The organism is Corynebacterium tuscaniense, assembly GCF_008693065.1.
Lineage (GTDB): Bacteria > Actinomycetota > Actinomycetes > Mycobacteriales > Mycobacteriaceae > Corynebacterium > Corynebacterium tuscaniense.
In genome coordinates this window covers 1-23862 of the sequence record NZ_VXKH01000014.1, presented here as the reverse complement: position 1 = coordinate 23862, position 23862 = coordinate 1, and the positions used below count along the sequence as shown (strand labels likewise).

At 60.5% G+C, this 23862-nt stretch carries 20 protein-coding genes and 2 pseudogenes; 13 read left to right on the top strand and 9 right to left on the bottom strand.

Going from position 1 to position 23862, the window contains the following annotated elements:
• Positions 1-53 precede the first annotated feature (53 nt).
• Positions 54-329 (top strand): cell division protein CrgA, encoded by a 276-nt coding sequence (gene crgA, locus F4V54_RS04535; protein WP_034663769.1) that lies wholly within the window; start codon positions 54-56, stop codon positions 327-329.
• A gap of 356 nt (positions 330-685) precedes the next feature.
• Here the strand turns inward: crgA and F4V54_RS04530 are convergent, their stop codons facing one another.
• Together F4V54_RS04530 and F4V54_RS04525 are read right to left on the bottom strand one after the other, a co-directional pair.
• On the bottom strand, positions 686-1336 hold the full coding sequence (locus F4V54_RS04530) for a rhomboid family intramembrane serine protease (protein ID WP_034663772.1): 651 nt from the start codon (positions 1334-1336) through the stop codon (positions 686-688).
• A complete protein-coding gene (locus F4V54_RS04525; RefSeq protein WP_150386391.1) occupies positions 1337-1858 on the bottom strand; it encodes a peptidylprolyl isomerase in 522 nt (173 codons plus the stop codon).
• Between the two features lie 154 nt (positions 1859-2012).
• Between F4V54_RS04525 and F4V54_RS04520 the strand changes: the two genes are divergently transcribed.
• From F4V54_RS04520 to F4V54_RS04510, 3 genes and pseudogenes are all read left to right on the top strand, one after another.
• Positions 2013-2852: a MetQ/NlpA family ABC transporter substrate-binding protein gene (locus F4V54_RS04520; RefSeq protein WP_150386390.1), complete on the top strand. Its 840-nt coding sequence runs from the start codon at positions 2013-2015 to the stop codon at positions 2850-2852.
• A pseudogene (locus tag F4V54_RS04515) lies at positions 2852-3625 on the top strand (methionine ABC transporter ATP-binding protein); the annotation flags it as partial. The gene F4V54_RS04520 and the pseudogene F4V54_RS04515, both read left to right, overlap by 1 nt.
• Before the next feature lie 51 nt (positions 3626-3676).
• A complete protein-coding gene (locus F4V54_RS04510; RefSeq protein WP_102723644.1) occupies positions 3677-4363 on the top strand; it encodes a methionine ABC transporter permease in 687 nt (228 codons plus the stop codon).
• A gap of 47 nt (positions 4364-4410) precedes the next feature.
• Here the strand turns inward: F4V54_RS04510 and F4V54_RS04505 are convergent, their stop codons facing one another.
• The 3 genes from F4V54_RS04505 to F4V54_RS04500 all read right to left on the bottom strand — a co-directional run bounded on the left by F4V54_RS04505 (position 4411) and on the right by F4V54_RS04500 (position 6845).
• Positions 4411-4884 (bottom strand): Abi family protein, encoded by a 474-nt coding sequence (locus F4V54_RS04505; RefSeq protein ID WP_282958575.1) that lies wholly within the window; start codon positions 4882-4884, stop codon positions 4411-4413.
• Positions 4877-5206, bottom strand: coding sequence for an Abi family protein (locus tag F4V54_RS11845; protein ID WP_269544881.1), 330 nt, complete (start codon positions 5204-5206; stop codon positions 4877-4879). Before F4V54_RS11845 ends, F4V54_RS04505 begins: the two co-directional genes overlap by 8 nt.
• Positions 5207-5387: 181 nt before the next feature.
• Complete coding sequence (locus F4V54_RS04500) at positions 5388-6845, bottom strand: helix-turn-helix domain-containing protein (protein WP_034663777.1); 1458 nt, start codon at positions 6843-6845, stop codon at positions 5388-5390.
• 123 nt (positions 6846-6968) lie between these two features.
• Here F4V54_RS04500 and gabT point away from each other — a divergent pair, with 123 nt between their 5' ends.
• The 6 genes from gabT to F4V54_RS04470 all read left to right on the top strand — a co-directional run bounded on the left by gabT (position 6969) and on the right by F4V54_RS04470 (position 15031).
• Positions 6969-8279 carry a 4-aminobutyrate--2-oxoglutarate transaminase gene (gene gabT / locus F4V54_RS04495; protein WP_034663780.1) on the top strand — a complete coding sequence of 437 codons (1311 nt, stop codon included), beginning with the start codon at positions 6969-6971 and terminating at the stop codon, positions 8277-8279.
• A 31-nt stretch (positions 8280-8310) separates the two neighbouring features.
• Entirely contained in the window at positions 8311-9768 is a 1458-nt protein-coding gene (locus tag F4V54_RS04490; protein ID WP_150386387.1) for an NAD-dependent succinate-semialdehyde dehydrogenase, read from the top strand.
• Positions 9769-9814: 46 nt separating this feature from the next.
• The gene (locus F4V54_RS04485; protein ID WP_034663785.1) at positions 9815-11065 is read left to right on the top strand and encodes a YkvI family membrane protein; all 1251 of its coding nucleotides are present in this window, start codon (positions 9815-9817) and stop codon (positions 11063-11065) included.
• 2 nt (positions 11066-11067) lie between these two features.
• A complete protein-coding gene (locus F4V54_RS04480) occupies positions 11068-12255 on the top strand; it encodes a CaiB/BaiF CoA transferase family protein (protein WP_150386386.1) in 1188 nt (395 codons plus the stop codon).
• A 40-nt stretch (positions 12256-12295) separates the two neighbouring features.
• Complete coding sequence (locus F4V54_RS04475; RefSeq protein ID WP_034663791.1) at positions 12296-13510, top strand: acyl-CoA dehydrogenase family protein; 1215 nt, start codon at positions 12296-12298, stop codon at positions 13508-13510.
• A gap of 411 nt (positions 13511-13921) precedes the next feature.
• A complete protein-coding gene (locus F4V54_RS04470) occupies positions 13922-15031 on the top strand; it encodes an HNH endonuclease signature motif containing protein (protein WP_150386385.1) in 1110 nt (369 codons plus the stop codon).
• A gap of 261 nt (positions 15032-15292) precedes the next feature.
• On the opposite strand, the gene metE is transcribed toward F4V54_RS04470, so the two are convergent.
• Both metE and F4V54_RS04460 read right to left on the bottom strand, forming a co-directional pair.
• Positions 15293-17539, bottom strand: coding sequence for a 5-methyltetrahydropteroyltriglutamate--homocysteine S-methyltransferase (metE, locus tag F4V54_RS04465; RefSeq protein ID WP_150386384.1), 2247 nt, complete (start codon positions 17537-17539; stop codon positions 15293-15295).
• A gap of 16 nt (positions 17540-17555) precedes the next feature.
• On the bottom strand, positions 17556-18515 hold the full coding sequence (locus F4V54_RS04460) for a methylenetetrahydrofolate reductase (protein WP_150386383.1): 960 nt from the start codon (positions 18513-18515) through the stop codon (positions 17556-17558).
• 285 nt (positions 18516-18800) lie between these two features.
• Here F4V54_RS04460 and F4V54_RS04455 point away from each other — a divergent pair, with 285 nt between their 5' ends.
• Positions 18801-19457 carry a flagellar basal body-associated FliL family protein gene (locus F4V54_RS04455; protein ID WP_150386382.1) on the top strand — a complete coding sequence of 219 codons (657 nt, stop codon included), beginning with the start codon at positions 18801-18803 and terminating at the stop codon, positions 19455-19457.
• On the opposite strand, the gene F4V54_RS04450 is transcribed toward F4V54_RS04455, so the two are convergent.
• On the bottom strand, positions 19458-20033 hold the full coding sequence (locus F4V54_RS04450; RefSeq protein ID WP_150386381.1) for a TetR/AcrR family transcriptional regulator: 576 nt from the start codon (positions 20031-20033) through the stop codon (positions 19458-19460).
• Positions 20034-20156: 123 nt separating this feature from the next.
• On the opposite strand from F4V54_RS04450, the gene F4V54_RS04445 reads away from it, so the two are divergent.
• Together F4V54_RS04445 and F4V54_RS04440 are read left to right on the top strand one after the other, a co-directional pair.
• Positions 20157-20846 (top strand): hypothetical protein, encoded by a 690-nt coding sequence (locus F4V54_RS04445; RefSeq protein WP_211359462.1) that lies wholly within the window; start codon positions 20157-20159, stop codon positions 20844-20846.
• On the top strand, positions 20843-22987 hold the full coding sequence (locus F4V54_RS04440) for a YhgE/Pip domain-containing protein (protein ID WP_150386380.1): 2145 nt from the start codon (positions 20843-20845) through the stop codon (positions 22985-22987). The genes F4V54_RS04445 and F4V54_RS04440 overlap by 4 nt, the downstream gene beginning before the upstream one ends.
• A gap of 293 nt (positions 22988-23280) precedes the next feature.
• Here the strand turns inward: F4V54_RS04440 and F4V54_RS11430 are convergent.
• A pseudogene (locus F4V54_RS11430) lies at positions 23281-23862 on the bottom strand (hypothetical protein); the annotation flags it as partial.

Sequence of the window (23862 nt, the reverse complement as noted above, 5' to 3'; positions counted from 1 at the left end):
TAAAGTCACACATCAGTTGCAGGTAAAAGTAAAGGTAAAGGACATTCGCCGTCATGCCTAAGGCAAAGGTCACTAAAGACAACACCAGCGCTCCGCTGACCACGTCCACCGGTGCAAACCGCACCCCGGTGAAGATCAATACGGGTGGCACGCCCGTGTGGTACAAGGCCCTGATGTTTGGCCTCATGCTCATTGGTCTGTTGTGGATGATCGTGAACTATCTCGCTGGTCCGTCCATCCCAGTGATGAATGAGCTGGGCCCGTGGAACTATCTCATTGGTTTCGGCGGCTTGATCTTGGGTCTGCTGATGACCATGGGGTGGCGTTAACCCCCCTAGTCCGCTCTTTTTAGCCAGCGCTTCCACTCATGTGGGCGCTGGCTTTTTCATGTGGATAGGGTGCGGGGTTATCCACAATTCAACATCCCGCTTTTTTCTTCACATTTTCGGGTGGGTGATCTCCACACTTGCTTTCCCCCACTGTGTAATGCGCTGGTCACCAATGAGGATTCCCATACCGTCTTTCCTTCACAGGCTGTGGAATGTGGGGCGAATGTGATTTACTCACATGTTTGTCCACAACCTGTGGATAACTCTTCTACGTCCGGTTGTGAAATGTGTGGATATGATCACGCACTTGTCCCCCCGTTGTGTGCGCGGTGCGCAGCCCACTGTCCGTTTAGACGCTAAACGCCGGCTGCATAGATACCCGCGGCAGCGCTGGCAAGAGCAAAGCCAACGCCAGCCCCGGCCCAGCGGACACGCTCGTCGGGGGAGGTCAACGGCCCGGCCATGAGCGCGCCGATAGCCAATCCACCGAGGTGCCCCCACAGGCTCACTTCGGGGCTGAGCAAGGTGTAGGCAACGTTGCCCAACACCAGCACGAGTGGGGCGCGTAGATCCGCATGGCTCCGGGCAGCAATGCCCACCAAAATAGCCATGAGCATGTACAACGCCCCGGAGGCTCCGGCGGTAGGCTGGTCCCACGCAAAGGTGAGCACGGCCGCGGACCCACCGAGCACGCCGGCCAGGTAGGCCACCACGTAGGGGCCAGTGCCAACGGCTCTTTCCACCACGGCGCCAATGACAACGAGGGTGATCAGGTTGATGGTCAGGTGGGAGATGTCCACGTGGAGGAAACCCGCGGTGAGCGCACGCAGAATCCCCATATCGGTGGCGCTGACAGCGGGGCCCCACAGCACGAATGTTGATCCGATGCCGGAACCCCAGATGACGTCTGACACCGAGCGGGATTGCACAGCGGTGAGCAGGAAAACCCCCGCACACAACACGGCAATGACTGTTGTGGCGGGGGCCCCGTAAAGAAGCTTTTTCACTTACTCGACGGTCACAGAGTTGATCACAACGTCCTCAACCGGGCGGTCCATGCGGCCGGTCTGCACGTTGGCCAGTTCGTCGACGACCTTGCGGGAAGCCTCATCGGTGACCTCGCCGAAGATGGTGTGGCGGTTGTTCAGCCACGGGGTGGCGGCCACGGTGATGAAGAACTGGGAGCCGTTGGTGCCCGGGCCAGCGTTAGCCATGGCCAGGAGGTACGGGCGGTCAAACTGGAGCTCCGGGTGGAACTCATCAGCAAACTGGAAACCGGGGCCGCCGGTGCCGGTGCCGGTCGGGTCACCGCCCTGGATCATGAAACCAGGGATGATGCGGTGGAAGATAGCACCGTCGTAGAACGGGCCCTCGGTGGTGCCGGAGGCGTTCTTGGTGGTGTACTCCTGGGTGCCCTTGGCCAGGCCGGTGATGATGTCCACGGTGTTCGGTGCGTGGTTGCCAAAGAGGTCAACCTTGATGTCGCCATGGTTGGTGTGGAACGTCAGTGTTTGAGTCTTCTGTGTCATGGGCACCAGAGTACGCGATAGGGCCCGTGTACTGCAGACCTACCCGTGCAGAATCTGGGTAGACAAGTCTGTCTTGCGTTTATATACCGCCCTGTTTAGACTCTGTGCCTATTCACAAACAAACTTATGAATTCATGTGAAAGGACCTTCATCCATGTTGAGGAAGATCGCAGCGGTTTCTACAGCTGCAGCACTATCCTTCGGGCTGGTTGCATGCGGCTCCGATGACGCAGGCTCTGACCCCGCCGGCACCGGCGATACCAAGACTATCCGCGTGGCAACATCCCCTGGCCCGTACTCGGAACTTTTCCAGGAGGGTGTTGCCCCGATCCTGGAGAAGGACGGCTACACCCTCGAGTACACCAACTTCACCGACCTCACCCAGGCCGATACCGCTTTGGCTGAGGGCAATGCGGACTTGAACGTGGAACAGCACACCGCGTGGCTGGAGGTCTTCAATAAGGAAAAGAACGCCAACCTGGTCTCCATCACGGAGGTGCCTACGGTTCCGGCTGGCCTGTACTCGGAGAAGCACGAGAAGCTCGAGGACGTCGCCGACGGGCAGTCCGTGGGTATCCCGCTCGATGGCTCCAATAAGTCGCGCGCGATCCATGTGCTCGTGGACGCCGGCTGGATCACCCTCCGCGATGACGCCGACGAAGCACTGCTGTCTGAGGCGGATATCGACGAAAACCCGCACAACCTGGACATCAAGCCCATGGATTCCGCCAACCTGTCCCGTTCGCTGCCGGACCTGGATTGGGCGGTCATTCCTGGCTCCATGAGCTATTCCGCGGGCCTGGACCCGAACCTGCAGCGTTTCCAGGAAAACCTGCGTCCGGAGCTCATCCTCGTGGCAGTGACCACCGAGGGTAAGCAGGATACCCCGTGGGCCAAGGCTGTGTCTGAGGCGTACCGCTCCGAGGAGTTCAAGAAGTACTTCGACTCCCAGAACACCAACAACTACTGGTTCTTCCCGGATTCCCTGAACTAATGCCTGAAGATATCGACGCTGTTGTATTCGACCACGTCTCCAAAACTTTCCAGACCCGCAACGGTTCCTTCACCGCCCTCGACGACATCTCCTTCACAGTGCCGAAAGGCAGCGTGAGCGGTGTCGTGGGTACCTCGGGTGCCGGCAAGTCCACGCTGATCCGCACGGTCAACGGGCTGGAAACCCCCACCTCTGGTTCCGTCACTGTGCTTGGCCGCGAACCAGCCACTCTCAGCACGGCGGAGCTGCGGGGTTTACGGCGTGATGTGGGCATGGTCTTCCAAAGCAGCAATCTCCTCGAAACCAAGACGGTGGCGGAGAATGTGGCGACGCCGTTGAGGTTGCTGAAAGCGTCGAAAAGCGATATTGCACGCCGCACCGCGGACGTGCTGGAGATGGTCGGCCTGTCTGACCGCGCGGAGCACAAACCGCGCCAACTGTCCGGCGGGCAACGTCAACGCGTGGGCATCGCGCGTGCGCTGATCACGGATCCTACTGTGCTGCTTTGCGACGAACCCACCTCCGCCCTCGACCCCATCACCACCAACCAGATCCTTGATTTGCTGAGCAATATTAATAAGGAACTGGGCGTGACCATCCTCATCATCACCCACCAAATCGACGTGATAGCGCGCCTGGCTGATGATGTGGCTGTGCTTTCGGAGGGTCGCCTCGTGGAATATGGGCCCGTCGCCCGCGTGTTCACCAACCCGCGACACGAGCTGACCAGGAAGTTCGTGGACACCGTCATCCCGCCCGCACTCGACCCCACCGCGCGTGAAGCGCTCGCGCGTGCCCTGGTGAAGAACTACGAGGTGTAACAGATGAACCAGCTCAATTCGTGGTGGCGCGACACCACCGGATCCCGCGTCACGCCGGAGATGTACGTCGACTCCTTCGGCGAAACCCTGTACATGGTGGGCGCCTCCCTGTTCATCGGCGCGCTGCTAGGCATTCCGCTGGCGCTCGCACTGGTGATCACCCGGCCCGGCGGACTGAAACCCAGCCGGGCGGTCTACGGGGTACTCAACGTGATGGTGAACATCATCCGCTCCCTGCCGTTTATCATCCTGCTGGTGGCCATCTCCCCATTCACCCGCGTCATCGCTGGTACCGCCATTGGCACCACCGCGGCGCTGGTGCCACTGACCCTCTACATCGCGCCATTCATCGCCCGGCTCATCGAGCAATCCCTCCTCGAAGTCAACCCCGGCATCACCGAAGCCGCGAACTCCATGGGAGCGACCCTCTTCCAAACCATCCGCTACTTCCTCCTGCCCGAGGCCAAGTCCTCCATCATCCTGGCGATTACCACCGCCACCATCGGGCTCATCTCCGCCACCGCAATGGCCGGCACCATCGGCGGCGGCGGTGTCGGCGACCTGGCCATTTCCTACGGCTACCAGCAGTTCGACTCCATCGCGATGCTCATGACCGTGATCATCCTCATCATCATCGTCCAGGCCATCCAGTCCCTGGGCAACACCCTCGCACGGCGGGCACGGGCCTAGGGTTGGGGGCTCCGGCCCCAAAGGAGCGTTCGGCACCACGAGCGTTTCTACGAGTTCTGCGGGTCTGCAATTCCCCGCCGAAATAGCGGGTTCCCTGCAGTGAGGTCCAGGCACTCCTCGAGGAACCCCACCCGCATGCCAGTGCGGAAGAGGAAATTATCAAGAGCCACGATCGTCGCAAGCACAGAGTTTGGCTCGTAAGGTGCCCCAAGTAACCTTTCAGCACGGTTCTTCGCGCTATCTGGAACCCTTGGTTGGTCACGAGTGAAGCTGTTCCACAAACGCGATGAATGAGCCCACTTGTTCCTTAGAAAAGTGAAGGAACGCAACTGACTAGCAAGAAACGGTTTACCTACCCCCAGTGTGGAACATGTCGCCGCGTATACGTGTCCACCATCATTCCTGTATGTGATGGCTTTAGAAAGCGTGCCCAGGGAAAAGGTCTCCACTGCCACCCACACCGGAACGTCCTTCAGCCAGGCAGAACCCGTCCCCATTGCATCCTTACGGTACTTACTCACAAAGGGTTCTTTTGACCGTACTCAGTGCAAAGGCTGTTCGCGTAGCAACTTCGGCTTGCTGGATTCCGTCCATTAAAAAGGACCTCAGGCGCGCATCCAATTCATACAAGTCAACGATTTCGCCCCACGCAACATCAGTGACGAAGGCGTCGTTTCCGTTCGCAAGATCTTCTTGGAAGTAGCGCATATAGCCGGAAAACCGGTAGTAGTTATTCCGCTCCAAGAAATGAGCAACATCTTTTTCAGACGGGATTCGCAGCCCCCGAGAAACAATTTTGTCTACCTGCTCTTGGATAGACAGATAGTCTTTCCGCCTGTTCACAGACTCAAGAATAACAAGCCCCCCTCTCATATTGCGCTGTTCTAATGAGAAGCTTGGAGGGGGTCTCGATTGAGTAAAATACTACTCAATCTCACAGATAGTGCAAAGAATTGTTCACGTTTGTTCCCAATGAGCTTCACTAACCAACTAGCCGCCAAGCACAATAGGCAAGCTGCGCCCCCTACCCATCAAACGCCGTCATGGCCAAGTAGGCCTCCGAGAAATGCGCGGGGTTGTCCAGGCTGATTTCGCACATGTGTTGGACTTTCTCAATGCGGGTGCGCACGGTGTGCCGGTGCACCCCGAGGGCGTCAGCGGTGTTTGCCAGCTGGGCGCTGTGGCGGAGAAAGACGGCGAGGGTCTTCTCTAGTTCCGTGCCGTGCGCGGCATCGTAACTGTTCAGGCGGCCGAAAATTTCTTCTCGTCGGGCAGCCAGCGCTTGGGCCACGGCGGGTTCATGCAGCCAAGGCAAGTTGGTGTCGCTGGTTTGGGAGACATCTCCCGGCCGGAGTGTGCGCGTGCGGGCTTCGAGTTGCCCCACGTGTTCGGGGGTGAGCCCTGCCAAAACGACGGGGCTACCGGCGGCGATGCGCACTCGACTGGAGTGTTCGCCGAGGTCATCGAGAATGTGGCGGATGTTTATCTCGGGGCGCACGACGAGGAGGAAGGTGGTTTCAGTCAGGCGAAGAGCATGAAGCAGTTGGTCGCGATTGTGGGCATGGCGGTCGAGAGTGTCTAGGACTGTCTGCATGGCACGACGCGATTGCGTGGCAATGACAATCGGGCGGGCAAAGCCATCGGCGTCCACGGGGGCGTCGACACTGTCGGCGTAGAGCTCCTCGGCGTTCTTGATTCCCAGTTGGATGCGCAGGGCATAGGAGTTGATCTGGTTGTGCACCCGCCGGAGTTGGGCTGGCCGGGAAAGCAATGTTGCTGCTAGTCCAGCGTAGTGGCGGATGAGCGAGCGGTCCTCCCCCGTGATCACTCGCGTGGAGGTGACATCAACGATGTAGGGCTGTTGGGTCTCTGAGCTGATTTTGTATGAAGTGGTGTGGGTCTTTTTCATCGCGTTGTAGCTGCGCGCTACTTGTTCCGCGATGATGCGCCCGTTGGCGTCGGAAATTGCTACGCGCGCTTCGAGAGATTCAGCAACGTCGCGGGTCAGTGCTTTCATGTCACCCGAAATGGCGGTACGGGTGAGTTTTTCCTGTGCCTGCAAGAGTTGCTGTTGGGCATAGGCGCGCTGGTGTTGTTCGGCGGTGGAGCGGCGGTGTTGTTCCTCGTAGACGGCGCTGACAATGCGCGAAAACGGGACGGGGCGTGCAACTTCGTACAGGCCAATATTGTGTTTCCGGGCGCTGTCAATGACCGGTTCGGGCACGGAGCTAAAGACATCACTGATACCAAAGCCCACGGCCACGGCCCCTTGCTCAGCGAGGTGCTGGATGTAGGCAGGCAACTCCTCGCAGCGATCGCGGAAAGCGGCGCCAACGGTGAGGACGAAAGATTCGGGCTGGATGAAGTGTTCAGGGGCTTCTAGTTCATTGGTCTGCACGACGGAGAAGCTGGCGGTGGGTGCGGAGATAATTTCGGTGACGCCGAGGCGAGAGTTTTTGGTCAAAAAACTAAAAGGGAACATCACACAATCTCCACTGCGTACAATTCGTCCAACATTTTTCGCCGTACTGTACATGACGGACATCACCTTCTTCACCACATACTGGTTTGACTACACGAAGTCCTCAGTAGAGAAGGAGTGATCATGCAAGACCTCACCTACCGCCTCCCGCAGAAGCGCACCATCACGAGCGCGCCTACGGAGGGAGACAATGCCCGCCTGGACGCGCGTCGCGAGCACGCTGTCGCACGGGCTTTGGTGCCCGGCCTTCCGCGGTACATCGTGGATGGTGATGGCGGGGTGCTTATCGACGTCGACGGGAACTCCCTCATCGACTTTGCCTCCGGCATCGCCGTGACCTCGGTAGGTGTGTCCAATCCTCGCGTGACCGCAGCTGTCACTAAGGCAGCACAGAAGTTTACCCACACCTGCTTTTTGGTCACCGGCTACGAAGGTTTCATCGACGTGTGCGAGAAGCTCAATGAGCTGACCCCGGGTGACTTCCCGAAAAAGACTGCGTTGTTCAACTCCGGTGCGGAAGCCGTGGAAAACGCTGTAAAGATCGCCCGCGCGTACACCGGAAAATTCGCTGTGGCCACCTTTGATAACGCCTACCATGGTCGCACGAACTTCACGCTGGCCATGACTGCGAAGAACAAGCCGTACAAGACTGGCTTTGGTCCATTTGCCTCCGATGTTCACCGCCTGCCCATGTCGTACCCGCTGCGTGATGGCCTGTCGGGCCAGGAGGCAGCTGACCGCGCGATCCGCGTGCTCGAAGGCCAGATTGGTGTGGAGAACTTGGCGTGCGTGGTCCTGGAATCCATTCAGGGCGAAGGTGGCTTCATTGAGCCGGCGGAGGGTTTCATGCCGGCCATTGCAACATGGTGCCGCGAGAACAACGTTGTCTTTGTGGCCGATGAGATCCAGGCAGGCTTGGCCCGCACCGGTGACATGTTCGCCTGTAGCCACGAAGGGGTGGAACCAGACATGATCACCTCCGCAAAAGCATTGGCGGACGGCATGCCACTGTCCGCTGTGACTGGCCGTGCGGAGATCATGGACGCTCCTGGCCCCGGCGCACTGGGTGGCACGTATGCCGGTAACCCGCTGGCCTGTGCGGCAGCGATGGCTGTGTTTGAGGAGATCGAAGAGAACGATCTGTGTGGTCGCGCCCGTGAGATTGAGGCCATCATCCGTACCCACCTCGAGCCGTTGCTGGCACATGAGGAGGTCAAGGATGTGCGTGGCCGTGGCGCAATGATGGCCATTGAGTTGGATACGGCGGAGCGCACCGCAGCAGTAGCTAATGCCTGTAAAGAGCAGGGTGTGATCACCCTGACCTGTGGTGTTGATGGCAATGTCATCCGGCTTCTGCCCCCATTGGTGATCCCGGAGGCGCTGTTGAACGAGGGGCTGGAGATCCTCGTTGCCGCGTTGAAGAACACCTTCTAGCCACCGCGTACACCCAAGGAGTGAGACGATTATGACCTTGTTTAAAGACCCCCAGCTGCCCACCGATCTGCCGCTGGATCCACGTGCTGATACCTCCGCACGCCGTGAACATTTTGATGTGGTCAACCCGGCTACGGAAAAAACCATTGCGCACGTGGTGAACACGGAGGCGGAGGATTGGCTTGGGGCGCTTGCTCGGGCCGTCGATACGCAAAAAGCATATGTGGCGTTCACGCCGCGGAAGAAGGCGGACATTTGCCACGCGATCTACAAGGAAATCATGGCACGCCAGGAAGAATTCGCGCGCACGATGACCTTAGAGATGGGCAAACCACTCATTGAGGCACGCGGAGAAACGGCGAACACGGCGGATTATTTCCGCTGGTTCGGCGAGGAAGCTGTGCGCATCCCCGGCCGGTACGCGCAGTCACCAGCGGGTGCTGGTGACATTGTGGTGACGCGCACCCCGGTTGGTCCGGTGCTGGCAATCACGCCGTGGAATTTCCCGCTGGCCATGGGCGCGCGCAAGATCGCCCCCGCGCTGGCAGCTGGCTGCCCAGTGCTGGTCAAACCCGCCGCGGAGACCCCGCTGTCCATGCTGCTGCTGGGCCAGGTCATCGCGGATGTGCTGGAGCGTTTCAGCGCCCCTAGGAACCTCATCCAGATCCTCCCCACCACCGACGCCGCCAAGCTGTCTGAAACATTGATGGCGGATGCCCGCCTGCGCAAGATCACCTTCACCGGTTCCACCGCGGTAGGCAAGATCCTCATGCGGCAGTCCGCGCAGAACCTGCAGCGCGCATCGATGGAGCTGGGCGGCAATGCACCCTTCGTGGTGGCGGAAGACGCGGACATGGAGCTCGCGCTCACCTGCGCTATGCAGGCGAAACTCCGCAACGGCGGTGAGGTGTGCGTGGCAGCCAACCGCTTCCTCGTGCACGAATCAATTGCCAACGAGTTCACCCAGCGCCTCTCCGAAAAAATGGACAAGGTTGTCATGGGCAATGGCCTGGAGGAAGACACCACCTTGGGCCCCATGATTACCGCTGCGCAGCGCGACCGCATCCATGCACTGGTCACCGAAACGGTTGAGGCCGGCGCCACCGTCCACCGTGGTGGTGAGATACCGGAGCAGACCGGCTACTTCTATCCGCCAACGGTACTCAGTGGCATCCCCGCGGATGCACGCATCCTGCGTGAGGAGATCTTCGGCCCGGTGGCCACCGTGAGCACGTTCAGCACGCTAGATGAGGCGATTGAAAAGGCTAATGACACGGAGTTCGGCTTGGCATCCTACGGGTTCTCCGAAAACGTGCACACCTGCCAGCGCTTTGCCAAAGAGCTCAATGCCGGAATGGTGGGCATCAACCGAGGCATGATCACCGACATCGCCGCCCCATTCGGCGGCATTAAGCAGTCCGGTTTCGGCCGGGAAGGCGGCGCCGAAGGAATCGAAGAATACCTGGACATCCGCTACATCGGCTCCTAACCCTCCGCAAACCTCCAACCACAACCCATGAGAAAGGGCTACACCCATGAAACTCAGAGTCCTTGAGATCGCCATGGCCTTCGTCGGCGTTCTGGTCGGCGCCAGCTTCGCCTCTGGCCGCGAGTCCCTCCAGTACTTCGTCGCCTTTGGCAACTGGGGTCTGCTCGGCGCATTCCTCACCTCACTCGCACTGACGCTCACCGGTTTTGCCATGCTTCAGCTGGGCAGCTACCACCGAGCGAAGGAACACACGGGTGTGTTTGACGCTATCTCCGGGCCGATCGTGTCCAAGATTCTTGATGGCGCGACACTGGTGTGCTTGTTCTGCATCGGCTTCGCCATGTTCGCCGGTGCGGGAGCAAACCTGAACCAGCAGTTCGGCTGGCCGGTGTGGATCGGGGCTACCATCATGCTGGTGCTGGTTCTGCTCACCGGCTTGCTGGACGTGGACAAGGTGACGGTGGCTATTGGTGCCTTGACGCCGTTGATCATTGTCATGATCGCCATTGCCACAATTTGGACCATCGCCACCGCTGAGCCGGACTTTTCCACCCTGCACGAACAGGCAACACAGATTCCTACCACCCTGCCTAACTGGTGGGTAGCGGCGATCAACAGTATTGGCTTGCAGATCATCGTCGGGGTATCCATGGCCATCGTCATCGGCGGCAACCTCTTTGACCCGCGTGAAGCGGGCTGGGGTGGCCTGGCCGGTGGCGCCTGCTTCCTGCTCCTGCTGGCCATGTTGGTTACCTCGCTGTACCTCAGCGTGGACACCGTCCAGGACAATGAGATGCCAACGCAGGCCATGATCACCGCGATCAACCCAGTACTTGGTCTTGTAATGACATTTGCCATCTACGGCATGATCTACAACACCGCGATCGGCATGTTCTACGCCTTTGGCAAGCGCCTCGCCCGCAACAAACCGAAAAATTTCTACCCCATCTACGTTGCCGCCGTGCTGATTGGTTTCGTGCTCAGCTTCATCGGCTTCAGCAACCTCATCGGCTGGGTCTACCCGGTTCTGGGTTACATGGGTCTACTCATCATGGTCATCATCGGCTGGGCGTGGTGGACGCACCGCCATGAGTTGAAGAAGGAGATCTCCCTGCGCAGGGAAGCACGCAGGCTTTTCTTCTGGCACGGCAGCGCCGAGGCTGTACCGGATTCTCAATGGAACATGCTGCAAGACTCTGCCCGGCGCTCCAATATTGAGGATGACAAGTTCATCGAAGAATTGGAACAGGCAACCCAGGCAGCGAAAAGAACCAGGAAATCAAACAAAGGACAGTAAGAATGGCACTCCAACAACCTCAAGGTGGCCCCCTGCACGGCATTGTTGTAGCGGATTTCTCCCGCGTCCTCGCGGGCCCTTACGCGACGATGCTGCTCGCGGACCTGGGCGCCACCGTGATCAAGGTAGAAGGTCCCACCGGTGATGACACTCGCCAGTGGGTTCCGCCTAAGCGCGGCGATGTGGGCACGTACTACCTGTCCATCAACCGCAACAAGAACTCCATCAAACTCAACCTGAAAAACCCAGACGACCTGGAAACGGCGTACGCGATCATTGACCGTGCAGACGTGCTCATCGATAACTTCCGGGTGGGCAGTTTAGATAAGTTCGGGCTGGACCCGGAGAGCGTCGAAAAGCGATGGCCTGATCTGATCCACGCGAAGATCACGGGCTTCGGCTCACGCGCCGGCGCGCAGCTTCCGGGCTATGACATGCTCATTCAGGCATCAAGTGGCTTCATGTCCATCACGGGCTCGCCCGATGGGCCACCGCAAAAAGCAGGTTACGCGTTTATCGACGTGCTCACAGGCCTCCACACCGCCGTCGGCATCCTCGCCTCCCTCCTGCGCCGCGAACGGTTCGGAGGTGGCGGCGAAACAATCCGCACAAACCTGCTCTCGGCGGCATTGTCCTCCATGGTCAACATGACCTCCGCCGCCGTGGCATCTGACGCGGAAATGACCCGCACGGGCAACGACCACCCGTCGATCTTCCCGTACGGCCCCTTCCCCGCCAAAGACCGCGAACTGGTCATCGCCGTGGGCAACAACAAACAATTCGCGGTCTTCGCCGAGGGGCTCGGCGCGCCCGAGCTTATCGACGACCCGCGCTTTGCCACCAACGAACAACGCAACACCAACCGCGAAACACTGAGACCCATCCTGCACGACCTGCTGGCGGCGAAGAACGCGCAGGAATGGATCGACCTATTCCGCACCAAAGGCCTCCCCATCGCCCCGATCCTCACCGTGCGCGAAGCCGTGCACTTTGCCGACGATCTTGGGCTAGAACCCGTCGTGCGCATCCGAACCAAGGACGGCACCGACGAAATCCCCTTCGTGTCCAACCCCTTGGACATGAGCTCCGGCGCCATCCAATACACCAAGGCCGCGCCGGGCCTCGACGAAGACCGCGACGACGTCCTGGAATGGATCGCCACCACCCCGGCCAAGACCTCAACCGAATAACCCCCACTACTTTCATCTCAACCCCGAGAAAGGACCCATCATGACTTTTGCAACCGACCTGCTCAACTTCGACAGCCTCCTCTCCCCCGACGAGATCGCATGGCGCGATGACGTCCGCGCATTCGTCGAAACCGAAATCAAACCCCACGTCGGCCAGTGGTACGAAGACGCACACGTACCCTTCGAACTCATCCCCCGCTTCGCCGAGAAAGGCATGATCGGTGCCCACCTGTCCGGCTACGGCTGCCCCGGCCGCTCCGCCGTCGACTACGGCCTGGCCATGCTCGAAGTCGAAGCCGCTGACTCCGGCCTGCGCACCATCTTCTCCGTCCTCGGCTCCCTGGCCATGACCTCCATCCACCTCCACGGCACCGAGGAGCAGAAGGAAAAGTACCTGCCCAAGATGGCCGCCGCGGAACTACTCGGCGCCTTCGGCCTGACCGAACCGTTTGCTGGTTCAGACCCCGCCTCTATGACCACCCGCGCCACCTACAAGCCGGGTGAAGGCTGGGTTCTCAACGGTGAGAAGCGCTGGATCGGCCTGTCCCACTACGCCGACCTGACCATCATTTGGGCCAAGGTCTCCACCGCTGACCTCGCCGCCGCAGGCCTCGACGGAATCCCAGAAGGCCGGGAAGAAACCGTTGCTGGGTTCATCGTGGAAAAGGGCACTCCCGGCTTCAACCCGCAGCAGATCGACCGCAAACTCTCCATGCGCGTATCCACCCAGGCGCACATCTACCTGAAGGATGCCCTCGTCGGCGAAGACAAGATCCTTGCCGGCCGCTTCGGCCTCAAAGCACCCCTGATGTGCCTCAACGAAGCACGCTACGGCATCGGCTGGGGTGTGCTCGGTGCTGCGCGTGACTCCATCGAGTGCGCACTGGCCTACGCCCAAGAGCGCACCCAATTTGGCAAACCCATCGCCGGCTTCCAGCTCACCCAGAAGAAGCTGGTAGACATGGCAATCGGTTTGAACCAGGGCTACCTGCTGGCCCTGCACGTCGGCCGCCAGAAAGACGCCGGCACCCTGGACATCTCCCAGATCTCCGTGGCCAAACTGCAAAATACCCGCGTAGCCATCGAGATCGCCCGCGAAGCACGCACCATCCTCGGAGGAAACGGCATCCAACACGAGTACTCCCCCATCCGCCACGCCGCGAACCTCGAATCCGTGCGCACCTACGAGGGCACCGATGAAATGCACACCCTCATCCTGGGCCAGAAGATGACCGGCCTGAACGCATTCGCGTAAGGCCGCGCTCACGCCGGGATCTGCTGTGACGACCGCGAGATTCGTGCGACGCGCCTGAATACTCGCAGGACGGCACATCCATTAGTCTGGAGAACACAAGACGGATTAAAACCCGTAAATAATGAGAAACACCGCCGATGTGAACTGCTCGGCGGTTTTCTTCTTGGGATTAAAGGGCTAATAGGGTTAAGGATCAAAAGTGTGTCTGGTGCCGGCGTGGCATGATCAGTTTAGTTCCGCGCCGAGTGTCTAAATCTTTTTTGAGTTTTCGTGGAACCGGTCCGTTTTCGCTGGCCTTCGGTCTCCTGCGCGCGCTTCAGTGTGCGCACCCTGTGGATCGTTTTTCCGGTTATCCACAGGATTTTCAGACCCTTCTCGCGCGTTTTCTGGTTTCGGTTTAGCGTTGCCGGCATGAATCCTTTTGCAGCGCTCGTGGCGGGTTTAACGAACCCGATCGAGACCTTGGCATCCTTTGATGCCCAGGTCCTCCGTGATACCGGCTGCAGCCCTGCTCGTGTTCGCGAATGGACCAAGCTCCACGCGGTCTACTACGGGAAGACGACGTTCACCCGTAAACAAGCCAACGCGATCAAGGTAGCTCGGTCCACGCAGAAGTCCTTGGATCAACTTGCCTACATCGAGACACGTCTGACCGAGGTTACCAACCCCGGTCAGAGATGGGACCTGCGTTTGGCGTTGCTTTCCGTCCCGGGGGATTATGCAACGCTTCAGCGTCGGGCGAAGACCATCGTCCCGGAGGTGGACAAACCCGCCGCGGAACCAACGTTGGGGTTTGGGCGCTCACGTAAAAAGAGGCGCCCTATCATCATCACGGCTAGAGAAGAAGACGCTGCAGCCATCGAGTACGCCTCACGCCAGGGCCTCGGGGATGGTCCTGCTGGCCCACAGATGTACGAAACATTCATGACGATGCTCGGCCTGCGCCCTTCTGAGGACAACGAAGCCACAACCCCGGCTTCTGTTGCCCCAGCTGTGGCACCTGCTGTGCCCCGCCCGCTGATCCTGGTCCCACTGCCGGACTACATCACCATCATCGGCGGTGACGGCGACGACACCATCCTGGGGCTTACCGATGGCACGACGATCACCGGTGCGGACTACCTGACGCAGCACCACGGGGCCGAGTTGGAGGTGGCGTTATTCCACCCGCAGGAAGGTGCGGTCAACCTGTATGACACGCAACGGTTCGCCAACCGTAAACAACGCGACCTGGCACGGGCCACACTGCCAACCTGCCCGGTACCGGAGTGCCGGCATGCTGCCGATAACTGTCAAGTCCACCACATCCGTGCCTGGTCGAAAGGCGGGCACACCAATATGGATAACCTGGCGATGCTGTGTCGCTATCACAACCGCACCAACGATGATGACCCGGAACACGCCTACCGGGGCAGGGTGGAAAACATCCGCGGCACACCAACCTGGCGATCACCCCGGGGATACTTGGTGGCTAATACCGTCCACCCCTACGGAGCGATGACACTGCTCTACGGAAGATAAGCGAGACACCTCACACCTCATGCTGAAAGCCAGCAACAGCTGGTCTTTCGGCATGCCCAAAAACAGGCTGTGTGGTTCGGTTTGACAATGGCGATCGCCGCGGGGCGAAACCCCAGGTCACCGTTCGCAGTTCAGGGCGATAGTCAAACCGGATCGTTCAACCAGTCCATCAACGCACAAGGCCTCGGCAACCAAGAACGGCTGACCGGGGCGCGGGTGCTTAGGCCGGTGTGAGCGTAGGCGTGGTCTAGGGCTTAAGGCTTAAAGCCCGGCCACGACCTCGTCGCGGGCGGCGACCATGTTGATCAGGGACGGCTCGACCTCGGCGTAGCCGCGGGTCTTCAGTCCACAATCCGGGTTGACCCAGAGGCGGTCAGCCGGGACGTTGACCAGGGCGGCCTTGATCAGTTCGACGATTTCCTCCTTGGACGGGACGCGCGGGGAGTGGATGTCCCACACGCCGGGGCCGATTTCGGAGTGGAAGGTCTCGTCGATGTCTTCAAGCAGTTCCATCTTGGAGCGTGCGGCCTCGATGGAGGTGACGTCGGCGTCGAGCCCGGCGACGGCGTCGATGATTTGGCCGAACTCGGAGTAGCAGAGGTGGGTGTGGATCTGGGTTGAAGGCTCTGCCTGCAACGACACGAGGCGGAAGGCACGGACAGCCCAGTCGAGGTAGGACGGGCGGTCCTCGGCGCGCAACGGGAGGAGCTCGCGCAGGGCTGGCTCGTCGATCTGGATGACCTTGATGCCGGCCTTCTCCAGGTCAGCAACCTCATCAGCCAGGGCCACACCGATCTGGTCGGCGGAGACGCTAAGCGGGACGTCGTCACGCTTGAAGGACCAGGCCAGGATGGTGACGGGTCCGGTGAGCATGCCCTTGACTGGCTTGTCGGACAGGGACTGGGCGTAGGCAGACCATTCGGTGGTCATGGCCTCCGGGCGGGAGACGTCGCCAACAACGATTGGCGGACGGGTGCAGCGGGAGCCGTAGGACTGGACCCAGCCGTTTTCGGTGACAACGAAGCCGTCGAGAAGCTCGGCGAAGTACTGCACCATGTCGTTGCGCTCGGGCTCGCCGTGGACGAGGACGTCGAGACCAAGGCGCTCCTGGAGCTCGATGACGTTCTTGACTTCCTGCTTGAGGGCCTCGTTGTATTGCTCGTCGGTGAGCTCGCCGGCGCGGTGGTCGGCGCGTGCCTTGCGGATCTCGGTGGTCTGCGGGAAGGACCCGATCGTGGTGGTGGGCAGAAGCGGCAGGCCAAGTGCCTTCTGGGCTTCCTGGCGCTGCGCGAACTCCGGCTGGCGCTGTACGGTGCCGGACGGCAGGGCCTCAACACGCTTCACGACGTCCGCGTTGTGGATCCGAGTCGACTCCGCACGGGTGCGTGCTGCGCGGTCGGATCGGCCGAAGGCTTCCGGTGCTTCGGACTCACCGGCGACGAGTGCCTTGATTTCCTCGATCTTCTCGTCGGCGAAGGAGAGCCACGGTGCGACCTCAACCGGGAGGTTCCTCTCGGCGTTGAGGGTGTGCGGCACGTGCTGGAGGGAGGTGGAGGTGGACACGGAGGTAGCGCCCAGTTTGTTCAGCACCTCGACTTTGTCGCGGAGGTTGGCGGCCCAGACATTGCGGCCGTCGATAAGCCCGGCAACGAGGGTGGTGTTCTTGCCGGCGAAAGCTGCGGCGACGCGGGAGGGGTAGTCGGCGTCGGCGTCGAGGGTCCACGGGGACAGGTCAACGTGGACAGCGTCCGGGGCGACAGCAGCCAGGGCGTCGAGGCCCTTGCGTACGGAGCCGTATGGGGTGGTCACGTAGACCTTCGGGCGGTTGTCGGAGCCCAGCAGCTTGGACCATGCCTGCTCGGTGTACTTGGCCAGCTCAGCGTCCGGGGTGGACAGGTCAGCGACGAGTGCGGGCTCAGCGACCTGGACCCACTCGACCCCGGCATCCTTCAGCGCAGCGAAAACAGCAGCGTAGGCATCCACCAGGGAGTCCAGCAGGGACCACTCGACCGGCTTGGACAGGGCGAGCAGGGTAACCGGGCCGACAAGTGCCGGGCGGACCTTGTGTCCGGCTTCCTGTGCCTCGGCAACCAGGCGAAGCACGCGTTCTGGCGCCGGCGTAATCGCCTGACCAGCCTCAACTTCCGGCACGAGGTAGTGGTAGTTGGTGTCGAACCACTTGGTCATCTCCAGCGGCACGCGGGTGTCGTTGCCGCGGGCGAAGGCGAATTCTTCGTCGAGGTCAGTGCCACCGGCGATGAGGCCGACGGTGAGGCCGGTCTCGAGGACCTGGTCGTAGTAAGCGACGTCAGCCGGGATGGCGTAGTCCTCGGTCAGGCCGAGGTCGCGCAGGTGGTTGTAGGTGTCAATGCGCAGGGCGCGGGTGGTGGTGCGGAAGGTCTCCGCGTCGATACGCCCAGCCCAGTAGGACTCGAGTGCGCGCTTGAGTTCGCGGTTTGCGCCGATGCGAGGGTAGCCCTCGATGGTGGCCTTGGGGAAAGTGGTCACTTTTACTCCTTTATTCCTAGTTTTTGGGTTCTATGCCGAGCCGTGACAGTAGGTCTTGTGTCACTGCGAGGTTGTTGTGGGTGTAGATGTGGAGGCCGCCCACGCCGGCGTCGAGAAGTTTTGCGGCGAGTTCGACGGTCAGCTCCATGCCGGCCTCATATTCGTCTTCGGCATTTTGCAGCTTTTCGACGACCCTTTCCGGCACCTCAATCCCCGACAGCACGCCCATGCGCTGAGCCCTTTTCAGGCTGGTCATAGGCATGATGCCGGGGATCAGGGGGATTCTTACGCCCGCCATCCGGGATTGCTCGACAAAGCGGAGGTAGTCCTCTGCCTCGAAGAAGAGCTGGGTGATGGCAAAGTCCGCGCCGAGGCGCTGCTTGGACAGCAACACGTCCAGGTCTAGGTCCGGGGTGGCGGATTCGGCGTGGCCGGAGGGGTAGCACGCCACGGAGAGAGCGAGTTTGCCGGCGGCGAGACGGTACGCGTTTTCGTCCTCGATGTCCTGGATGAGGGTAAGAAGTTGGGTGGCGTACTGCAGGTAGCCGTCTGGGAGGCTAGTTTCGCCTTCGGGCAGGTCCCCGCGCAGGGCGAGGAAACCGCGCACGCCGGAGTGGATGAGGCGGCGGATCCAGTCCGCGAGCTCTTCCTCGGTGCCCGCGGTGCAGGCGAGGTGAGCAATGGTGCGCAGGTTGGGATGCGCGTTGAGGCGAGCGATGAAGTCGGCGGTGCCCTCCAACCAGCCGGAGCGGTGGGAGCTGGTCACGGCGACATAGTCCGGCTCGTAGGCGTTGAGGCCGGCGATGAGGTCATTAAGTTTCGCCTCGTCTGCGTCATGCCGTGGCGGGATGAGCTCGAAGCTCAGTGCTGTGCCGGCACGGTGCGTGTGCTCGGTGGGCAACGTTTCTGCTGCTTCGTCGAGGAGGTCCAAAGGCGCGGATGCAGACAGCCTCGACGAGAAATGTCCTTCAGTCAACGAAGGAGTCCTTTCGGCTCGTCGATGAGTAATACATTCTGGCTGGGCTCAGCGCGTGAATGTTTGTGAATCTAGTGTGACGGGTGAAAGGGGCCAATCTCTTCCCCTCCCCCACGCTCTATCAGTGCAGATCATCGACGATTCTGTGATGAATATAAATTCCCGCATGGCTCTCAAAATGAACCGCTCGGTCCACTTTTTACGGCAACTTTGGCACCGCTTAGTCCCCTGTGAGTTTTCATTAGGGTGGTAGGCACACAACCGACTGAAAGGTAGATCCCCGGCATGAATCTTCGCACTCTTGGTATGGCGTACAAGGCAGCGTCTCTCCTTTACGGCCGCTACCGCGACATGAATGATGAGCAACAGCGTGACGTCTATGAGGCGATGCGCGCCCTGGCACGTCCGGCCAGCACGAATGAGAAGGGCGAGCCTTTCGACACAGCACGCCTCCAAGCCGGTGCGCTGACCCGCGCGGCGCATGACCGTTTGGATGCTCGCCGCGCCCAGTTCCGCAAGGAACAGGAGGAGAAGGAAGCGCGGAAGGCAGCACAGAAGATGGCCAAGAAGCAGAAGAAGAAAGAAAAGAAGAGCAACGTTGGCCGCGCTGTCGGCGTGCTGGGTCTGCTCGCCGGTATCGCCGGTGCGGTGTGGTACTTCCTCTTCCGTGAGGACCCGTCGGCCCCCGCCAAGCCCACCGCCCCTGCGAAGCCTGCATCCCCCTCGGTGCCGGCTCCCATGACCACCCGTGATCGCCTTGCTGGTGCCGAAACCGGCACCAGCAAGGCCAGAAGCGAGGCCAGCAGCGACCACGGCCCGCTCAGCGAGGAGCCAGCGGAGCGGGATGAGGAGCTGCTGGCCAGCATCGATGAGCAGCTGTCCAGCCTGGATGCTCTGGCGGATGATCAGCGTGAAGGAACTGAGCCGCGCAACAACATGTAGCTAGCCAACATGTAGCTCGTCCGCATTCCGCCATGCGGTGAGCAAACGACCCACCAGCCGGTTTTGGACGTCGGGGTGGTGTTCCCCGAGCTTGCCGCCGAGTGGGCGGGTGACCACGAAGACTTCCTCGGCGAATTCCTGTGGAGTCAGGTCGCGCGGAACCAGGCCGGCGGGAACGGCGAGGTCAAGGGCGGTTTGGAAGGCCGCGATGGTTTCATCTCGTTTGGCTGCTAGCTCGGGATTTTTAGCCAGGTCTTCCGCCGCGATGGCCGCCACGAGTGGCCATGCACCAAAATCAAGGAGCCTCCATACAAACCTGTCCCACTGGGCGCGGGGGTCAGTGTGGAAGTTTTCTTTGAGTTCCTCGATGAGCAACCCAATGTCCGTGAGCATCTGAATACCGCAGGCAACGTCGAGGTCACCACGGGTAGGAAAGTTGCGGTACAAGGTGGCAATACCGACCCCGGCGCGGGACGCAATCGCTTCGAGGGTGACCGTGGTGGAGGGTTGGGAGCGGAAGAGGGTACAGGCGGCGTCGATAAGCTTTTTGCGCCTTAACACTGCATCCGATCGCATGATATCCGCCTTGACTTAGACAAACTCGTGGTGAATGATACCCGGAGGAGAACTGATAGTCTATCCTCCGCTTAGACTTCGAAAGAATTACAGGGGCACATACAAGTGGAACCCATTTTTCACGTGACGGACCTTGTCGTCCGCAAAGGCGACGAACCGCTGACGTTTAAGATCGGCGACGGCCTGACTCTGCTGATTACGGAGCGCGAGTCAGGCTCATCAACGCTGTGCATGACCTTGGCGGGTCGATTCAAGCAGTACAGCGGCGCGATTGCACTGAGCGGGGCGGACACAACTCCACGCGAGCGCTTCAAAGACGTGGCCATGGCCGGGATGACCATGCTCGACGGCCTTGAACGCCAAATGGACACCCGCCATATCCTGCGAGAACAGATCGCCTGGAGTCAGCCCTTCTTCAAACGTGTCCCGCGTGATGTGCTGGCACACCCGAATGTGGAGCCGTGGCTAGACGTGCTCAGCCTGGAAGACCTGGACGTGTCCTGCAAGATCGGCGATTTGAGCGTGGAGGACCGGTTCCGCCTTCGCGTGCTGCTGGCGCTGGTCTCGCGGCCGGATGCGAAGGCCCTGGTGATCGACGATATTGATCAGATCCGCAGCCTCCGCCTGCGCGCGGAAGTGCTCGATGACCTGGTCAAGGTGTCCCAGCACCTGCCGGTGTTGGTCAACTCCGTCAACGAGGATCCGGATAACCACGCGGATGCGATTGTGGATCTGCGGCACGCCGATGCCCCGGCCGCCTTGGAGGCCTCAGAGGCCTCCAAGGACGCAAAGGAAGAGCAGGTGAACGCATGATTTCAGGCCTGAACGTAGGCACGCACTTCCGCAAACTTCTGCGGGGTGTGCTGCCACCTTTGGCGCTCATCGCCATTACGCTGCTGCCGCTTCTGTTCGGCGGCTTGTTCGTATGGAGTTACTGGGATCCGCTGGGAAACCTGAACAAGATCCCGGTGGCATTGGTCAATTCCGATGAGGGTGCCAAAGGCCCTGATGGGAAGGAAGTGCGCGCCGGCGACCAGGTGACCAAAGAGCTGCTCAAGGTTGAGCCGATGAACTTCGTGGAAGTCTCGGCGCAGGATGCTATCGAGGGCGTTGGCAACGGCACGTATTACCTGGGTGTGGAAATCCCGAAGAATTTCTCCGAAGCCGCAGTGAGTGTGAATTCGGATAACCCACACCCAGCGAAGATCAACGTGACGCTGAATAACACGAACGGTTTCATCCCCACCATGCTGGGTAATCAGGTCACGCGTGTGATGACCTCGGTGATTAGTGGGACCGTGGGCGAGCAGATTTCGCGCCAGATGTTCATGGGTTTCAACACCATCGGCGATGGCATGAACCAAGCGGGTGAAGGTGCGGACAAGCTTCACGACGGCACCGGCAAAGCCCGCGACGGCAGCCAACGCCTCGACGACGGCGCGAACAAACTCAACGACGGCGTGCAGGACGCGGTGCAGAAAGTGCCCGACCTCGTCGATGGTGTCACCCAGCTCGACGACGGAGCTCACCAGCTTAATAATGGCGCACAGCGCCTCAACGACGGTCTCGGCCAAGCCTCCGACGGTGCCGATAAACTTGCCGACGGGCTAGGCCGCCTGCGCGATGGCACGAACGAGTTAGGTGCAGGTGCTGCCGCCATCGCCGAAGGCGTTGATCGGGTCACTTCCGTGGGTGATCAGATTGCCGGATTGCAGGATGCATACAACCAGATCAATGGTGCACTTGACCGCGCGATTGAGGACTTAGAGCGGGTAGGTGGCCCGGCTGCACGTGACCTTGTGGCACAAGCACGCCAGGCCCAGGAAGCAGCTGGTATTCCGGTGAACCCAGAGGCACGGCAGATGATCGATACTGCACTGGACCCGGCCACAATCACCCAGTTGCGCGCATTGAAAGACGGCGCGTTCAGGCTGTCGGATGAGCTAAATAACCCGGCTGCTCAGTTCTTGGGTGGTATCAATGCCGCTGCTGACGGTGCGCAGTCTCTGTCTAATGCTCTGCACTTGCTTCATGATGGTTCCGGGGAATTGCTCACGGGCACCTCCCAGCTCAGTGACGGCACGAGCCGCCTCGTCGTCGGCGTGCGCACGCTGTCCGAAGGTTCCAACGTTCTTTCAGACGGCACCCAACAACTTGTCGCCGGTATGGATGAGCTGAACAGCGGCCTTGTACAACTAGATGATGGCTCCGGTGAACTCGCGTTAAAACTCAACGAAGGCGCTGACCAGGTCCCGCGTTTTGACGGCAAAAAGCTCGACTCCGCCTCCTCCGTAGCCAGCTCCCCCGTCCGTCTGGAAAACGCCGGGGATGATGTCTCCCTGTTCGGCGTGGGCCTATCCCCCTTCTTCCTCTCCCTCTCTCTGTGGTTCGGCGGGCTGATCATGTTCATGGTGTTCAACCCGATTTCCCGGCGCGCCATTGACTCCGGTGTAAGCCCGCTGCGCGTGGTGTTGAGCTCCTGGATCCCCGCCGCCGCCCTGGGTGTGATTCAGGCTTTCCACCTGTGGTGGATGCAAAACCTCGTCCTCGGCGTCAATGCGGAGCACCCGGTGCAGATGTTCTTCGCCCTGGCGTACGTGGCCATCATCTTTGTCACGGCGATCCTGGCTATCTACGCCATCTTCGGGCCCTCCACCGGCCGTTTGATCACCATGATCCTCATGTCACTGCAGCTCGTGGCGTCCAACGGCCTGTACCCGCCGGAGGTGCAACCGAAGTTCATCCAGTGGGTGCACTCCTGGGACCCCATGCGGTTCTCTGTGGACCTCATGCGCCACGTGCTCTTCGGCACCGCCCCTGGGGATCACCGCGTCACCGTTGCTCTCACCGTGCTCACCTCGGTGGGTGTGGTGTCCTTCCTCATCGCCATGGCTGGCTTCTGGAAGGAACGCGTCGTGGTGGACAAGCACATCCACCCCGAACTCGAGGTCTAACACTCGTAGAGCAGCTTCGACGGGTGTAGTCTCAGCCGCCCCCTCATGACGCCGGTGCCCCATGTCACGTGAATAAAGTGATACCCACGTTGACTCAGGTAGGTGCAAGGCTCGGGGTTGGGGTGCAAACCATGATGAATGAACTGCAATAAACGAATTCAAATAAGCCAGGTCGCGGCTCGCCGACTAGGTAGCTGCCCGCGAATCCACCTGGTTTATTGCAGTTCATTCATTGCAGTCTACGTTGTGGGGCCACGCATCCGATAGCGGGCACCACCCCGCAGGCGCACGCGCTAGGACAGAATCTCCCGCAGGAACGGCACCGAATCCACCGTGGACATATTCACCGTCCCGCCATGATCGGCCGGGTACCACTTGACCACAACCTTCTGGTTCTGTGGCGAACCGATAAACTGCCGCAGCCACATCTCTGAGTTCAGAATGAGCCCGATCGGGGTGGGCACGTCCTGGTCTTGGAGGCCGTGGCCGAGGAACACCGGCTTGTCATATCCAGCGACGGGGGTGCCCATGAGGTCACGCGTCGCCTGTTCCAGACCGGGAACGCTGCGTAGTGGCTTGGAAAACGCCCGCGCCAGGTTCGTCCCCGCTGCCGCGTCCCGGACCTCCTGGAAGCAGCTCTTCTTCGCCTCCGTGAGCATGCGTTTGCCGTCCTCCGTCAGTGCGGAATCCAGATCCACGTGCGGGTAGGCCTCTTGTACCGCTGTCAGAATGTACAGCCCGTAGGTGCTCAGCGCCGCTGGCAGTGGCACCGGAGGGAAGGTGGGCCCACCAGCGATGATGATCTCCTCCACGTACGCCGGCGCACCGGTGGCCACCGCCCCGCGGTAGTCCAGGCCGAGCTGCTGGCTGCGTGG

Excerpts from the sequence above, each read along its gene's own strand:
- crgA (WP_034663769.1), top strand. The coding sequence starts at position 54 with ATGCCTAAGGCAAAGGTCACTAAAGACAACACCAGCGCTCCGCTGACC.
- F4V54_RS04525 (WP_150386391.1), bottom strand. The coding sequence starts at position 1,858 with ATGACACAGAAGACTCAAACACTGACGTTCCACACCAACCATGGCGAC.
- F4V54_RS04520 (WP_150386390.1), top strand. The coding sequence starts at position 2,013 with ATGTTGAGGAAGATCGCAGCGGTTTCTACAGCTGCAGCACTATCCTTC.
- F4V54_RS04510 (WP_102723644.1), top strand. The coding sequence starts at position 3,677 with ATGAACCAGCTCAATTCGTGGTGGCGCGACACCACCGGATCCCGCGTC.
- F4V54_RS04500 (WP_034663777.1), bottom strand. The coding sequence starts at position 6,845 with ATGTTCCCTTTTAGTTTTTTGACCAAAAACTCTCGCCTCGGCGTCACC.
- gabT (WP_034663780.1), top strand. The coding sequence starts at position 6,969 with ATGCAAGACCTCACCTACCGCCTCCCGCAGAAGCGCACCATCACGAGC.
- F4V54_RS04490 (WP_150386387.1), top strand. The coding sequence starts at position 8,311 with ATGACCTTGTTTAAAGACCCCCAGCTGCCCACCGATCTGCCGCTGGAT.
- F4V54_RS04485 (WP_034663785.1), top strand. The coding sequence starts at position 9,815 with ATGAAACTCAGAGTCCTTGAGATCGCCATGGCCTTCGTCGGCGTTCTG.
- F4V54_RS04480 (WP_150386386.1), top strand. The coding sequence starts at position 11,068 with ATGGCACTCCAACAACCTCAAGGTGGCCCCCTGCACGGCATTGTTGTA.
- F4V54_RS04475 (WP_034663791.1), top strand. The coding sequence starts at position 12,296 with ATGACTTTTGCAACCGACCTGCTCAACTTCGACAGCCTCCTCTCCCCC.
- F4V54_RS04470 (WP_150386385.1), top strand. The coding sequence starts at position 13,922 with ATGAATCCTTTTGCAGCGCTCGTGGCGGGTTTAACGAACCCGATCGAG.
- F4V54_RS04455 (WP_150386382.1), top strand. The coding sequence starts at position 18,801 with ATGAATCTTCGCACTCTTGGTATGGCGTACAAGGCAGCGTCTCTCCTT.
- F4V54_RS04450 (WP_150386381.1), bottom strand. The coding sequence starts at position 20,033 with ATGCGATCGGATGCAGTGTTAAGGCGCAAAAAGCTTATCGACGCCGCC.
- F4V54_RS04440 (WP_150386380.1), top strand. The coding sequence starts at position 20,843 with ATGATTTCAGGCCTGAACGTAGGCACGCACTTCCGCAAACTTCTGCGG.